The 14,101-nt window shown below is 46.3% G+C and carries 13 protein-coding genes; 8 read left to right on the top strand and 5 right to left on the bottom strand.

Features of this window, described 5'->3' with window-relative positions; genetic code table 11:
* Positions 1-100: 100 nt before the first annotated feature.
* From NIASO_RS04105 to NIASO_RS04075, 5 genes are all read left to right on the top strand, one after another.
* On the top strand, positions 101-1,291 hold the full coding sequence (locus NIASO_RS04105; protein WP_008583262.1) for a TolC family protein: 1,191 nt from the start codon (positions 101-103) through the stop codon (positions 1,289-1,291).
* A gap of 153 nt (positions 1,292-1,444) precedes the next feature.
* Positions 1,445-2,464, top strand: coding sequence for an efflux RND transporter periplasmic adaptor subunit (locus tag NIASO_RS04100; protein ID WP_008583263.1), 1,020 nt, complete (start codon positions 1,445-1,447; stop codon positions 2,462-2,464).
* A gap of 917 nt (positions 2,465-3,381) precedes the next feature.
* The gene (mnmH, locus tag NIASO_RS04090; protein ID WP_025298693.1) at positions 3,382-4,413 is read left to right on the top strand and encodes a tRNA 2-selenouridine(34) synthase MnmH; all 1,032 of its coding nucleotides are present in this window, start codon (positions 3,382-3,384) and stop codon (positions 4,411-4,413) included.
* 19 nt (positions 4,414-4,432) lie between these two features.
* Complete coding sequence (gene selD / locus NIASO_RS04085; protein WP_008583266.1) at positions 4,433-5,473, top strand: selenide, water dikinase SelD; 1,041 nt, start codon at positions 4,433-4,435, stop codon at positions 5,471-5,473.
* 399 nt (positions 5,474-5,872) lie between these two features.
* Positions 5,873-6,772, top strand: a complete 900-nt coding sequence (locus NIASO_RS04075; RefSeq protein WP_008583267.1) for a serine hydrolase — start codon at positions 5,873-5,875, stop codon at positions 6,770-6,772.
* Here NIASO_RS04075 and NIASO_RS04070 read toward each other — a convergent pair whose 3' ends face one another.
* The gene (locus tag NIASO_RS04070) at positions 6,773-7,798 is read right to left on the bottom strand and encodes a hypothetical protein (protein WP_008583269.1); all 1,026 of its coding nucleotides are present in this window, start codon (positions 7,796-7,798) and stop codon (positions 6,773-6,775) included. It lies immediately after the preceding gene.
* A gap of 184 nt (positions 7,799-7,982) precedes the next feature.
* Here NIASO_RS04070 and NIASO_RS04065 point away from each other — a divergent pair, with 184 nt between their 5' ends.
* A complete protein-coding gene (locus NIASO_RS04065) occupies positions 7,983-8,372 on the top strand; it encodes a VOC family protein (protein ID WP_008583271.1) in 390 nt (129 codons plus the stop codon).
* 89 nt (positions 8,373-8,461) lie between these two features.
* Here the strand turns inward: NIASO_RS04065 and NIASO_RS04060 are convergent, their stop codons facing one another.
* Complete coding sequence (locus NIASO_RS04060; RefSeq protein WP_008583272.1) at positions 8,462-9,388, bottom strand: AraC family transcriptional regulator; 927 nt, start codon at positions 9,386-9,388, stop codon at positions 8,462-8,464.
* Positions 9,389-9,453: 65 nt separating this feature from the next.
* Between NIASO_RS04060 and NIASO_RS04055 the strand changes: the two genes are divergently transcribed.
* Both NIASO_RS04055 and chrA read left to right on the top strand, forming a co-directional pair.
* Positions 9,454-10,545 carry a flavin monoamine oxidase family protein gene (locus tag NIASO_RS04055; RefSeq protein WP_008583274.1) on the top strand — a complete coding sequence of 364 codons (1,092 nt, stop codon included), beginning with the start codon at positions 9,454-9,456 and terminating at the stop codon, positions 10,543-10,545.
* A gap of 284 nt (positions 10,546-10,829) precedes the next feature.
* On the top strand, positions 10,830-11,984 hold the full coding sequence (chrA, locus tag NIASO_RS04050) for a chromate efflux transporter (RefSeq protein ID WP_008583276.1): 1,155 nt from the start codon (positions 10,830-10,832) through the stop codon (positions 11,982-11,984).
* Positions 11,985-11,997: 13 nt separating this feature from the next.
* Here chrA and NIASO_RS04045 read toward each other — a convergent pair whose 3' ends face one another.
* The 3 genes from NIASO_RS04045 to ribD all read right to left on the bottom strand — a co-directional run bounded on the left by NIASO_RS04045 (position 11,998) and on the right by ribD (position 14,073).
* Complete coding sequence (locus tag NIASO_RS04045; protein WP_008583277.1) at positions 11,998-12,285, bottom strand: hypothetical protein; 288 nt, start codon at positions 12,283-12,285, stop codon at positions 11,998-12,000.
* A gap of 107 nt (positions 12,286-12,392) precedes the next feature.
* The gene (locus tag NIASO_RS04040) at positions 12,393-13,010 is read right to left on the bottom strand and encodes an IMPACT family protein (RefSeq protein ID WP_008583279.1); all 618 of its coding nucleotides are present in this window, start codon (positions 13,008-13,010) and stop codon (positions 12,393-12,395) included.
* The gene (gene ribD, locus NIASO_RS04035; RefSeq protein ID WP_008583281.1) at positions 13,003-14,073 is read right to left on the bottom strand and encodes a bifunctional diaminohydroxyphosphoribosylaminopyrimidine deaminase/5-amino-6-(5-phosphoribosylamino)uracil reductase RibD; all 1,071 of its coding nucleotides are present in this window, start codon (positions 14,071-14,073) and stop codon (positions 13,003-13,005) included. Before ribD ends, NIASO_RS04040 begins: the two co-directional genes overlap by 8 nt.
* Between the last annotated feature and the right edge of the window lie 28 nt (positions 14,074-14,101).

The raw sequence follows: 14,101 nt of genomic DNA, 5'->3' as shown, positions 1-14,101 counted from the left end.
CAAGTGAGCCCCGATAGGTATCGGGGCAGGTAAAGTCCATAGTGGCGCTAAAGCCTGGAGCCTAATACTCTGTTTATTAAAAAGCATAGAAATAAAAAAAATGAACCGATATATTTTATTATTATTTTTTACAACCGGCACGCTGCCTGTCTTTGCCCAGCGGGTTAGTATTGACGAAGCATTGCAGCTTGCCCAAAACGGGAATCTTGAGTTCAAAGTGAATGATGCCGAAATAAAAAAATCGCGGGCTGCAGTGGGAACGGCAGCCGCGGTGCCCAATACCGGCGTATTTGCAGAGAATGAAGACCTGCAGGCGGGCAACTCCAAAGGCATCCTGAAAATAGGTGTATCACAATCGGTAGCCTGGCCCGGTGTTTATAAGGCCAGGCGGATTTATCTGAAGGAGCAGGCAAAATATTATGAGCTGAACCGGGCGGCTATTGATGCCCAGCTAAAGAAAGAAGTGCGTATGGCTTATTATCAACTATGGTATTTACAGAACCGGTCCGGGTTATATCAGCAGATGGATAGCATTTACAAATCATTGTTACAGGCAGCAACCTTACGTTATAATAAGGGCGAAGCGGCCGGCATTGAAAAGATCGCGGCCGACGTACGCTTTAAGGAATTACAGGCACAGCAGCAGGAAATTATAAACGAAAGGATCCTTCAGCAGCAACAGTTGATGCTTTTGTTGAATACGCAACAGTCCGTGCTGCCGTTGAACAGCCCGTTGCAAAAAATAACGCTGGAGGCCGGGGATACAGTTACGGCGCATCCCCTGCTGGCATTGCAGCAACAGCAGCTCAACATCGCTGCATCAGGTATAATGGTGCAAAAAAACGAGAACCGGCCGGAACTTTCCGGGCGTTTTTTTTCACAGGCATTGTACGGTATAAGGGAACCCTACAGCGGCTTTTCGGTATCCGTGGGCATTCCCTTGTTTAATGCGGGGGCTAACAGGCAAAAAATAAATGTAGCTAAAGCCGACCTGGAGCTGCAACAAAAAAAAGGCGAGCTGCAGGAACAACGCATAAGCAGCCAAAAGAAACAGGCGCAAACCGCTATTGCACAGGCGGATGCCATGGTACAATATTATGAATCCAATGGCTTAAAGCAGGCCGGGGAAATTATAAAAGCCGCTGTGCTGGGATACAAGGGCGGTGAGCTGAGTTTTATGGAATTGACGCAATACCTGAACCAGGCTACTGATATGCAAAAAAGCTACCTGGACGCGTTGAATAAGTATAACCAGGCAGTTATTCAATACCTCTATTTTATCAACTTATAAACCAACAACGATGTTTAAACCGATCTCTATATTTTTCCTGGCATTAACGGTATTGTTGTCCTGTACCAATAATAAAAAAATAACAGCGAGCCAGAGGCCGCCGCAACAGCAACCAATCATGAGGAGGAAGGGCTCTCCCTTACGGAAAGCCAGATGCAGGCTATCGGGATGCAGTTGGGCAGCATTGAGAATAAAGAATTAACCAATACCATAAAAGCCACCGGTATGCTTACGGTGCCTAATGAGAATAAAGCTTTTATTACGCCCCTCTCCGGCGGTGTGGTACGTACCCTTACGGTACGCCCGGGAAGCTTTGTGACCAAAGGGCAGGTGCTGGCTACTGTAACAAACCCGGGGCTTATTCCGCTGCAACAGCAATTGCAGCAGTTGAACGCCCAGATCCAATTGGCAACAATAGAAACCAAGCGCCAGGAAGACCTGTATAAAGGGAACGCCGCGCCGCTTAAAAACTACCAGCGCGCGGAAACCGAGTTGAAGACTTTGAAAAGCCAGCGCGCCGGCATTCAGCAGCAGCTAAGCCTGGTGGGCGGTTCACGGCAGTTTTCTGCGGTGTTACCCGTACGTACACCTATCAGCGGCACCGTCAGCAAGATCACCGTTCAAATTGGCAGCAATGTAGATGTAACCAGCCCCATTGCCGAAGTAGTCAATAATTCGCAACTGCATCTTGACCTAAGCGTGTACGAAAAAGATCTGCCCCATATACAAAAAGGTCAAACCATACATTTTACTTTAACGAACAATCCGGGCAAAGAATATGATGCTACTGTTTTTTCTATTGGTACCGCTTTTGAGGGCGACACAAAATCCATTCCCATTCATGCTTCCGTAACCGGTAATAAAACCGGATTAATAGACGGCATGGGCGTAACAGCTACCGTAAGTCTGAGCCAACAAACCGCTCCCGCTATCCCTAATGACGCTATCATTAATTACCAGGGAAAGGATTATATTTTTATTGTGGATGAACCAAAGAAGGATGCCGATAAAAAAGAAGTATATTTTAAAATGATCCCTGTAGCGAAGGGTGTTACTGATGTTGGGTATACACAGATAACCTTACTTGTAGCCATACCGCCCGGCGCCCCGGTAGTAACCAAAGGCGCTTTCTTTATCCTGGCCAAAATGACCAATACGGGCGATGAACACTAGATTGAAACTATATTAAACCGCAAAGGCGCGATGGCGCGAGGTTTTATTGTTTACAATGGGATTGATTAATGCCACGAATCCTCCAGAGGCGGACACAGTTCCATCGTTCTGCGTTGCAGCATGATTTAAGGATACAACAGAATTTTTTAAACCATAACTTGTCCCGCACAGCGGGATAGATACATAGGGTATATAGATAACAGGGAACATAAAAACACATTAGCTATGTTTCCCGCCGCGGCGGGGAATCTATGCCGCCTTGAACGCTATGATTTCTACTGTATCTATGTGGTTAAAAATCAGTTTAAACGACTTTGTTGTACAGAATGCACGAATGTGGCGATTAAAAGGTATTTCTAAGTTCGTAGATTGGCGCAGACCCTCGCTGACGGCGGGGCTTGGATTACCGCTCTTTCCTCTGCGAAGTCCGCGGGAAATTTGTTGTTAATGGGATAAAATCGGAAAAATCTTCTTTACCAGATTCCTTGCTAAGCATCAATTGGAGGCTTTTGATCAGCCCCAGATTCGTGTTTATTTTCTTTGAGAACAGTACGATAAATTATTCATTCGTGTCCCGATGGCTATCGCATGCGCGTCAAGGTAAGGAACACGATTCAGGCGCTGTAAGCGCCGCGTGTTTATAGTATTTATGACCATCTACACAACGTATCGGCTCCGTCAGGTGCCTCGTAAATACGGGGCGTCCTACCGGAGCCCGCACAAATACCATTGCGATTGCTATAAACACAACGCTCCTAACTGGAGCTGAAATGGCCCAAATGCTGGTGTAGTTGCAGTTCCAGCAGATTGAACGTCGCGCTTAGCCTGACGCGCATGCGATCGCTATCGGGATGGCAGTTTTCGCGGTTAAATCCTTCCCGTACATCCTAAATACGCTACCTTTGCCCCCGGAAAAAATGACACAATCCATTACCATAGCCGATTGGATCGGGCAGGCCACTGCGCTGCCGCTGGCAGATGTGCGCACCCCTGCGGAATTTGCACAAGGTCACGTGCCCGGGGCCTTCAATATACCCCTGTTCAGCAATGAAGAGCGCGTGCAGGTAGGCACCACTTACAAGCAGGTAGGTCGCGAAGCAGCGATACTGCTGGGTTTTGACCTAACCGGTTCCAAATGGTCGGGCTTTATCCGCAGTTGCCTCGAAATAGCCCCGGATAAACGCATTGCCGTACATTGCTGGCGGGGCGGCATGCGCAGCGGCTCCATGGCCTGGGCCCTCAGTTTATACGGATTTGAAGTGTATCAGGTCTCCGGTGGTTATAAGGCCTACCGGCGCTGGGCGCACGACCAGTTTGAACGAAGCTATCATTTGCGCATCCTGGGAGGCATGACCGGCTCCGGCAAAACCCGCTTGTTGCAATATATGAACACACATGGGCAGCAGGCAATAGACCTGGAAGCCCTTGCGCAACATCAGGGCTCTGCCTATGGCAGTCTGAACAAAATGGTGCAACCCACACAGGAGCAATTTGAAAATGATCTGGCCTGGCAATTGAAAGACCTGGATCCCCTCGCACCACTCTGGCTGGAGGACGAATGCCAGAAGATCGGCCGGCGCTGCATTCCAGGACCGCTATGGCAACAAATGCGCAGCGCTGTACTGATTGACCTGCAGGTTCCGGTGGAACAGCGCGTGCAAACACTGTTGCAAGATTATGGTAACCTGGATCCCGATTTTCTGGCTGAGAGCACCGGGCGCATTCAAAAACGGCTGGGTCCCTTACAAACAACGCAGGCTATTACTGCTATCCATGAGGGGCGGATGGCTGATTTTATCCGGATCGCATTGGTTTATTACGACAAGGCCTATCGCAAGGGATTGAGCCTTCGCGCGGCTGACCATGTATTTCCATTGGATGCGGCCGGCGATGACCCCGAGGCCGATAGTCGAAAATTAATCAATTTTATAACCACCCTGCCTGCATAAACAGGTTTTGATTTATTGAATGGAAACAACAGTTAAACTTACGCAATACTCTCACGGCGCTGGTTGCGGCTGCAAGATCAGTCCGGCATTGCTGGATAAAATATTACATACGGCAACCGCTGCGACCCTGCCTGATCCCCGTTTGCTGGTGGGTAATGATAAGCGCGACGATGCCGCGGTGCTGGACCTGGGCAATGGCATGGCCCTTATTTCTACTACCGATTTTTTTATGCCGATCGTGGATGATGCGTATGATTTTGGGCGCATTGCGGCCACCAATGCCATCAGCGATGTATATGCCATGGGCGGAAAGCCGGTATTGGCCATCGCGATCCTGGGCTGGCCGATTGATAAACTGCCGCCGGAAGTTGCAGGCCAGGTGCTGGATGGCGCCCGGGCGGTATGTGCCGCAGCCGGAATTACGCTGGCTGGCGGGCATAGCATTGATTGCCCGGAGCCCGTATTTGGCCTGGCAGTAAACGGACTGGTGGCTACAACCGATCTGAAGCGGAATGCAACGGCTACTGCCGGCTGCCGGCTATATCTTACAAAAGCTTTGGGCGTGGGCGTATTATCTACCGCTCAAAAACGGGGGGTATTAAAACCGGGAGATGCCGCCATCGCCCTAAAAAGCATGACCACCCTGAACCAACCCGGCGAACGCCTGGGTAAACTGGATGCGGTGACGGCGTTAACGGATGTTACAGGTTTTGGCCTGTTAGGGCATTTATCTGAAATGTGCGAAGGCAGCGGGCTTTCCGCTATAATTGAATTTGAAAAGGTTCCGGTGATCCCATCGATCCCCTATTACCTGGACCTGGGCTGTATTCCCGGCGGCACCACCCGCAACTGGAACAGTTATGGCAGTAAGATCGGGCCGGTGACGGAACGGCAGCAACAAATTCTTGCCGACCCGCAAACCAGCGGCGGACTGCTGGTGGCCGTTAAAGAATCCGGAATGGATACTTTTGAGCAATTGATGCAGGAGCAGGGTTATACTTTAAAACCTATAGGCAGGCTGCAAGCGAGGACTGACGGGCCTTTGATCAGCGTGGTGTGAGGATAAATGCTTTTTATTGAACAGGATACTCTTAAACAAACGTAATAACTGTCGCCTTTCACCAAACGTCCCTGACGGGGCATAAACATTCGTTTACTTTGGGACTACCAACCGGCAGGCCCGGCGGGCCTTAAGCAACTCATTTGGTTGACCGCCTGTTATAATCTTCTTTTAAAAACAGCTCATCATTTTCAACGAAGTGCCGCGTGAGGGGTAGCAGCGGAAAGCCCGCTGAAGCTTTCGTGCGACAGCTCTGCGGCGGACTTGCAGCGAATAACCCGACCCTGGTATGGGCACTGCAAAACTCCATCTTTCAGATAATCCCCTCCTGTCCTATACCAGGGGCACGCCCAAAATATTGCAACAGCTTTTCTTATATTTGTGAAAACCTGTTTATTCATGCTAAAATATATCCTGCTTGCCAGTGTGGTGTTTATACACACCCTGAGCCACGCTCAAAAAGAAGATAAAAAATTAAAAGCATTAATTGAAAGCGCCATCAGCGGCTTCCACGGCGACGTGGGAGTGTATGTGCATCATTTGAAAAAGAATAAATCGGTAGCAATAAATGCTGATACTATATTTCCCACCGCCAGTATCGTGAAAGTGCCCTTGCTGGCGGGTGTGTTTCAAAAGATAGCTAAAGGTGATTTAAAATTATCGCAGGAGTTTGTATATAATGCCAAACGCGCCTATGGTGGTTCGGGACTAATGCAGTTTTATAAGGACAGTGCGCGTACGGATCTGTCGACCATGATCTCTTTGATGTTGACCTACAGCGATAATGTGGCAGCCATCTGGCTGCAGGAACTGGCGGGTGGCGGCGCAACTGTAAATCCATTGATGGATCAATTGGGGCTGCCCCATACAAAAGTAAACTCGCGCACGGCGGGCCGGGAGGATATCTGGAAAAAATACGGCTGGGGACAAACCACACCCAAAGAAATGGCGCAGTTGTTTACGTTGATCCGGCAAGGAAAAGTGATTGATGCCCGCTACTCCGATAAAATGTACCGCTATTTAAAAAATCAATTTTACAATGGCCGCTCTTTATCCCAGCTTCCAGCCACCGTGAGCACCATTTGCAAAACCGGATCGATAGACGATGCCCGGGGCGAGGTAGTGTTGGTGAATGCGCCGGGGGGGGATTTTGTATTTTGTATTCTGACCAAGAATAATAAAGACCGTAGCTGGACAGACAATAACGAAGCGGAAGTGTTGACACGCAAGCTGGCCAGTATTATCTGGAACCACTTTGAGCCCCGGCATCATTTTACGGCTTTTGAGCGAATCGATTAGTTATAAGGATTCAAATTCCATGTGCATCAGGTAGCGATAATGGTCATTATCTTTTCCCAGAACATAGTGTGTCCAAAAATAATTATCGTCTAACGTGCAAGTGTCGGAGTCCAGGTAATTTTCATGATCCCAATAACTGATTTGCGACAGGTCTTCGATAATCTTATTTGCATAATGACATCGTTCGCCGACATTTTTAAGACTAAAATAATTCCACCGGTACATCTTTTTCTCCTCCGTGTGCCAGAGAAAATAATAAAGGTGGTGTTCTTTTTTTTCATTCATGACAACCACGGGCATCAAAACATAATCCCGTGAGGAAGAAAAAATCAAAGACAGATTCCAGCCATGCAGTATGGTAAATTTATTAAACACTTCAAAGTTATCAGCCCGTAACCGATTCATAAAAGGTTTAAACACTGCTAACCTGAGATAGGCCTTATGCGCGGCCAGCAAATCCTGTTTTGCTTCTTGTTTATGATAGGCTGCCAACTCCGGCATCCCAACAAATTCAAGGAACTCGATTCCCCTCCGAACTGGGTTATCCGTTGGTTGCCCACATGAGTAATACTCCTCTAAAGGGCGATAAACAGTGTTGTCAAAAACGTTGCCGTCGGTTATACCCGTGGCCAAGCTGCTCAATATATCTTCTTTACCGATCAAAGCACCGTAGAAACGAAGCCCCTTAAAAACATACCATTGTCCTTGATACAGGCATCCAAAAAAAGTTATTGCAAGGAATTTATAGACACCCTCCCGCAAACACAATTCCTTATCTTTAAATTGATAAGTGTTTCCATCATCGCTATATGTTTTTTCTTTTTCGGGCTCTGATCCCATTGTAGAATAAAAGCTAAACTCGTTAATATACGAATATTGATCATCCTGATCGGGAACAATTTCAGTAAGAGCAAACCCATACAGTTTATTCTTTTCCGGGCTGAGCACGCCATCGGTATAGTCCCTAAGCAGGTAATCCGGCACATGCCTTTCAAGAATTGAGAATGCATCGTTTTTTGAATTCATATATATCTGAAGTTAGGCAAATTGATCAAATTCTGCGTCAATCGGCGAAATCATCAGCGCTGATCTGCGGGAAGATAAACACCCGCTCACTTAACTAAAACTGTCTCAAATACATCCTTATAATGTCGCTTTTGCAATACGAAAATACCGGCCTTAAACAATAGCTTTGCAGAAATACAATGCTATGCATCCAACAAAGATATGGGCCAACCTGGCCGTAACGGATTTAAAGCGGACAACAAAGTTTTACACCGACCTGGGCTTTACCCCCAATGGCGCTCCTAATGAGCAACTGACCAGTTTTCTTTTTGGAGAAAATGAATTTGTCATACACTTTTTCTTAAAAGAGGTACTCGGGGACGGCATGAAAGGCGTAATTGCCGATGCGCATACCGCAAACGAAATCATATTTACGCTGGGTGCTGCAAACAAAGACGATGTGGATACCTGGGCAAAAGAAGTGGAAGCTGCAGGAGGAAATTTGATCTCCCAGCCGGAAACATTTGGGAAAGCATATTATGGTTTTGTTTTTGCTGATCCGGACGGGCACCGGTTTAATGTGTTTTATATGTAAGACCGGAACATCCGTTTCCCGCTGATCTTTTCTGAACCTATCCTTACAGAGCACACACCAATATTCATTTATTGCAAGATAGGTTTTGGTCAGCCTTTGCGTAAATCAATGCCATCTGCGGGCAAAACAGACTTCCGGAACGCTAACGGTGCGGTCCCGGTGTGCTTTTTAAAATACTTTACAAAATAAGAAGCATCGTCAAACCCAATCCGGTAGCCGATTTGGTTCACATTAAGATTGGAATGTAACAACAAACGCTGCGCTTCCAGGATAATGCGTTCCTGTATCAATTGTGAGGGTGTTTTGTTAAGCGCCTGTTTGGTAAGGTCAGTCAAAGTCCGCGGCGATACATGAAGCAGCCCCGCATATTCTGATATACTCAGCCCTTTGGTGTAATGCGCCTCAATAAGATTTACAAACTTTACTAGCTGTACTTTTTTGTCATCCAAAACAAACGAGCCCTTGTTTTCATTTTTATCAAACTTATTTTTTATCCGCTGCACCTGTATTAAAAAAGCCTTCAAATAGACTCTTAATAATTCTTCTTTTCCAAAAACATCCTGATGCTGCAATTCTCTTGACAGTTGCTTTAAATATTCTTCCAGCACCAAACGCATCTTATTGTCAACATGGCAAAATGGCTGCTGATAAGGGTTATTGAAAATATTGCATTTCAAAAAGAAATCCGTTTCACTATCATTTTGCGCAAAAAAGGTTTCATTAAAATGGATCAAAACACCTGTATAATGCGTATGCTCATCAAAATAATGCACCTGATTTTTAGCAATAAAGAACAACGCATCCTTAAAAACGTCGTACGCTTTAAAATCAACAAAATGTTTTCCCCTTCCCCTTTTGAACCAGATGATCTGGTAAAAACTATGAATATGCGGACGCCTGGTATCTCCCCCGTGGTCTTTTAGATAATTATTTAAATCATGAATCGCAAATTGCGACAGGCCAGGTTGATTCCTGTTGAGATGATATTCATTAATATCGTTTTTTTCTTTTGCCATTGAACAGCTAATTTACAAAAACCTAATGTGCCGGTTTTTTTCTCTTGCTGAGTTCTACCATAAAAATGCTGGTTTATCCAATAAATAATCGATCAAAAGAAGCATTTTCGCATAATGGAAAAGAGTGTAGTTATAATCGGGGGCGGACTGAGTGGTCTGGCGCTGGCATTTTTTCTTCAAAAAAAAATATTAACGCCACCATCCTGGAGGCCTCGGATCGCCTGGGCGGCCGGATACACACGATTACCGGCACTTTGGAAACTCCTTTAGAACTGGGCGCCACCTGGTTCTCAGACGTACATAGCAATTTACTGGAGTTAATGGATGAGTTGGGCTTGGCAAAATACCCCCAACATTCGGAAGGCGTTAGTCTTTTTCAAACCAAGTCGTTCGAGCCGCCACAGGAATTTTTTGTTCCCGGGGCCACCAGCCCTTCTTACCGGATAGCTGGGGGAACACAAATGCTCATTGAAGCATTAGCGCAGCAACTCAACCCTGAAAACAGCCATTTTAATAAAAAGGTGACAGCCATTGATCAAACCGCCAATACTATTGTAGTGACAACAATTGATGGTTCTTTCGAGACGGACCACGTGGTGATCTGCATCCCACCTCAATTAGCGGCAGCGGCGATCCGGTTCTCACCCGGCTTGCCGGATTCCGTAGCGCAGGTACTCCCTACGGTTCAGACCTGGATGGCCGGTGCTTTAAAATTCACGTTGGAGTATGCCGAGCCCTTTTGGAGAAACAAAGGTTACTCCGGAATGTTGTACAGTCATGCCGGGATTGTTACAGAAATGTATGATCATACCAATTTTTCAGGCGAGCGATATGGTTTCACAGGCTTTTTAAACAGTGGCGCGGCATCCTACAGTCAGGACATACGCAAAGAATTGGTGCTGCAACAGCTTAGTGAATTGCTGGGGCTGGAAATGGCAATCCCTGTCTCCTATTTTGATAAAGTATGGAACGACGAATTTATTATAGAAGGAGATCCGGTTATTTTACGCCCGCACCAAAACAATGGGCATCCGGTATTTTTGGAGTCTTACATGAATGACCGGCTATACTTTTGCAGCACAGAAACAGCCTCGGCATTTCCCGGCTATATGGAGGGCGCCGTTATTGCAGCTAAATCAGTTGCGGGCAAGCTGTAACTTTTTGGTTAAAAAATGAATCTTTATATGGGGACGCCATTCCGACCGAAGTTTTGCCCCAAAGCAAAACGAGCGGAGCAACTATTTCATCGAAGGTAATGCCTGTAAAGGGTTCGAGACGCCCGGTTCTGCTGCGCTTCACCCGAGGTGACGCCACAAATAATAACCGGTCACCGCCTCATTGCTTTCTAAACGCAAATAAAAATCAACATGACGATGAATTGAATTACGTTACGATTCAGGAGTTTATTTCACCCTTCACTGTCTATCTTTGAATCTTATATATGTCGTTGCCCATTCAGGAAAATAACACAGAAAGCAAAGCGCAGCAATTAAAGGAGATCGCCGTTTCCTGTCTGAAGCTGGGCAGCATTGGGTTCGGGGGCATTGCAGGCATGGTGGCCACCATAGAGAATGAAATGGTAGTCAGAAGAAAGTGGATCGATCATCAGCATTTTATGGATGTGCTGAGCGCGTCTTATATCATTCCGGGACCCAACGCGGTGGAAGTAGTCATGCACTGTGGAAAGGAACGCGGCGGAAGATTGGGACTGGTAGTAGCAGGCGTTTGTTATATACTACCAGCCATGCTGATCTGTTTGCTTTTTGGCTATTTTTATCAGCATTACAGCGCGTTGCCCAACGTGCAGGGTTTTATTTTCGGGCTACGACCAGCAACAACGGCGCTGGTTATTGGTACGGTTTTCCGGTTGTCGCAAAAGACGTTGAAAAATAATACCGTCCTTATCCTGCTATGTCTTCTGGTTTTTGCAGGTTCGCTGTACGGTTTGAACGAAGTATTGCTGATCATTGCTGCCGGCCTTGTCAACTATTTTATTTATAGTACAAAAAATAAATTACCCGTCTTTACCGGTTTATTGTTTACGCCGCTACTGCTACAACTGAACACACGGTTTTCGGAGAGCAAGCTGTTTTTTATCTTTTTTAAAATTGGCGCGGTATTGTATGGCAGCGGCTATGTGCTCTTTGCCTATATGGATGAATCGCTGGTGCGTCATAACCACTGGCTCAGCCGCCAGCAATTAATGGATGCGATTGCAGTCGGTCAAATAACACCCGGCCCCATACTATCGAGCGCCACATTTGCCGGTTATCTTGTTGGGGGAACCATGGGCGGAGTGATCGCCACTGCAGGTATTTTTCTTCCTTCTTTTTTCATTTCCCTTTTCTTGCATAAACTGCTTTCATCTGCCCGGAAAAGTCAGAGGCTGCGGGTATTTTTAGACGGGCTAAGCGCTGCTTCCATTTCAATCATTGCTGTTGTGGGCGTACACCTTTTTACGGCGGCCATACGCCAATGGCAGGGAGCCGCCGTATTGGCGCTATGCCTTGCCTTCACACTGTTTACCAAAAGACTAAACACGGTTGTAATTATATTGACGGGCAGTATTGTTGGGTTTTTATTACTCAAGATTTAATGGCGCCCTAAAGTCAGACTACTTCATAAATTTTAATGTCCGGTTGCCCCTTGAGATAAGGTTTAAGCGCCACCACTACTTCGTCGTTAAAAAGCGGGCTCAATAGATATTCCTGTGCATGGGTTGCAGCATCAAATCCATGCAGTACCTGTACATCCCCCGGATGTATCAGTAATTCTTTGGATAGTGCGCCTTTAATCGTTTCCAGGAAAGGAGCCTTATACTTGCTATAAACGGCCGCAGCATTTGCGCGGTTTGCCGCTTCAATTTGAAGGGTGATCTCTAAATATGCCTTTGCCATAAATTATTGTTTTATTACAGCAAAGTTCCCTTGCCGCCTGTTTATTAACAATGGACAGAAAGGAAAACAAATGGTAGATTTAAGAGGCGGGCAGCACCGTCGGGCGTTTATTTAATTTCTTCCAAAGGCTTTATGGCAATATTTGCTATATCTCCCAATCGATGCATCGCCTCGGTTACCCTGTTTTTAGGAATACCGATATCCAGCGAGCAAAACAACTGAACATCCTGTTTGAGCACACTGCAATCAAACTGTTTCACAATGGTCATAACAGGGTTTAACTGTGTATAATCAAACTGCAGGTTAAATTTATCCAGGATGGGCTTACGCACAACCGGCGTTACCTGCAAAGCCAGTGCTGCAGCCGTTTTGTAGGCATTGATCAAACCGGGAACGCCCAATAAGGTTCCACCAAAATAACGAACCACCACAATAAGAATGTCTGTTACATTCCGGCTGTCGATCTGACCCAATATCGGTCGGCCGGCCGTTCCCGAAGGTTCTCCTGCATCACTTGCCCGGAACTGCGTACCATCCGTTCCCAACCGGTAGGCAAAACAATGGTGGTTGGCTTTAGGGTGCTCTTTCTTTACGGCTGCAATGATCTTTTTAAACTCGTCTGTGTTTTTAAGCGGGTAGGTATAAGCAATAAACCGGCTGCCTCTATCTTTATATTCAGCCTGGGCGCCGGTTTCAATAGTTTGGTAATAATGCATTTTATCCATCAGATCCTATAAAATGATTTGTATTATTTTTATAAATGGCTACTTCATCCGTTAAGAAAATTTCCGTTTGCAGCAATGCCTCATTATGGAGCCTTGGGGCCTGCACACCACTTGCTGCGACCATGGTGGTATGGGTTATAACGCGTGCCTCATCCCACAAACCTGCGTCGATAAAGGATTTTAACAATTGGGCGCCGCCTTCTACCAGGACGCTCTGTAATTGCAATTGATGCAATTCACGCAGCATTGCATCCAAAAAATCAGATGCAGCAACTTTTATAAAACGCTTTTGGCCCTCATCTTTACCTTGCTGAGTAGTAAATACAAGCACGGGTGCCCCCGATTGAAATAACTTCAGATGACCGGGCAGGTTTCCGGAAGCGGAAACAATAATTTTCACAGGAGGGTTCCCATACCAGTTCCTGTTGTCCAGCAAAGGATCGTCTTTAACTGCGGTTTTGGCGCCAACCATTATTGCCGCTTCTTCTGTCCGCCATTGATGCACGAGGCGATTGGTAACTGCAGAAGTGATCAGCAACCGCTCATCGTCATTGGAACCGATAACATTATTTTTTGTCTGCGCCCATTTTAAAATAATATAAGGACGCTTTAACTGATGAAACGTAAAAAAACGTTTATTCAACGCCATCGCTTCCTGCTCCAGGATATGTTCAACGACTGCTACTCCCGCATTCCGCAATCGCTCTACGCCCCTTCCGTTCACGGCCTCAAAGCTATCCCTGCAGCCGATGACGACTTTGGGTATCCGGTGTTGGATGATCAGATCAGCACAGGGCGGCGTTTTGCCAAAATGTGAACAAGGTTCCAACGATACATATAAAGTGGAGTGACAGATCAGGTCAGGATGGCTTTTCAACGCATTGTTAATACAATGCACTTCGGCATGCGCTTCTCCATAGCGCTGATGATAGCCTTCGCCTATAATTTTGTCATCAAACACCAATACAGCGCCCACCATCGGATTGGGCGCTACGTTTCCTGCTCCCAATTGTGCCAACTGAAAACAACGCCGTAAATAATTGCTATGGACAGTATGCTCCATTTTTACAAATGTAAATGAATTAAGTTTG

Source organism: Niabella soli DSM 19437 (assembly GCF_000243115.2).
In the GTDB taxonomy this organism is placed as follows: domain Bacteria; phylum Bacteroidota; class Bacteroidia; order Chitinophagales; family Chitinophagaceae; genus Niabella; species Niabella soli.
The sequence above is the reverse complement of the archived record's forward strand: the minus strand, read 5'-3'. Positions and strand labels throughout refer to the sequence as shown.

What these genes read in the sequence shown, in the direction of transcription:
- mnmH (WP_025298693.1), top strand. Translation starts at nt 3,382, where the DNA reads ATGACACAATCCATTACCATAGCCGATTGGATCGGGCAGGCCACTGCG.
- NIASO_RS04055 (WP_008583274.1), top strand. Translation starts at nt 9,454, where the DNA reads ATGCTGGTTTATCCAATAAATAATCGATCAAAAGAAGCATTTTCGCAT.
- NIASO_RS04075 (WP_008583267.1), top strand. Translation starts at nt 5,873, where the DNA reads ATGCTAAAATATATCCTGCTTGCCAGTGTGGTGTTTATACACACCCTG.
- ribD (WP_008583281.1), bottom strand. Translation starts at nt 14,073, where the DNA reads ATGGAGCATACTGTCCATAGCAATTATTTACGGCGTTGTTTTCAGTTG.
- NIASO_RS04040 (WP_008583279.1), bottom strand. Translation starts at nt 13,010, where the DNA reads ATGGATAAAATGCATTATTACCAAACTATTGAAACCGGCGCCCAGGCT.
- NIASO_RS04100 (WP_008583263.1), top strand. Translation starts at nt 1,445, where the DNA reads ATGCAGGCTATCGGGATGCAGTTGGGCAGCATTGAGAATAAAGAATTA.
- NIASO_RS04060 (WP_008583272.1), bottom strand. Translation starts at nt 9,388, where the DNA reads ATGGCAAAAGAAAAAAACGATATTAATGAATATCATCTCAACAGGAAT.
- NIASO_RS04070 (WP_008583269.1), bottom strand. Translation starts at nt 7,798, where the DNA reads ATGAATTCAAAAAACGATGCATTCTCAATTCTTGAAAGGCATGTGCCG.
- chrA (WP_008583276.1), top strand. Translation starts at nt 10,830, where the DNA reads ATGTCGTTGCCCATTCAGGAAAATAACACAGAAAGCAAAGCGCAGCAA.
- NIASO_RS04065 (WP_008583271.1), top strand. Translation starts at nt 7,983, where the DNA reads ATGCATCCAACAAAGATATGGGCCAACCTGGCCGTAACGGATTTAAAG.
- selD (WP_008583266.1), top strand. Translation starts at nt 4,433, where the DNA reads ATGGAAACAACAGTTAAACTTACGCAATACTCTCACGGCGCTGGTTGC.
- NIASO_RS04045 (WP_008583277.1), bottom strand. Translation starts at nt 12,285, where the DNA reads ATGGCAAAGGCATATTTAGAGATCACCCTTCAAATTGAAGCGGCAAAC.
- NIASO_RS04105 (WP_008583262.1), top strand. Translation starts at nt 101, where the DNA reads ATGAACCGATATATTTTATTATTATTTTTTACAACCGGCACGCTGCCT.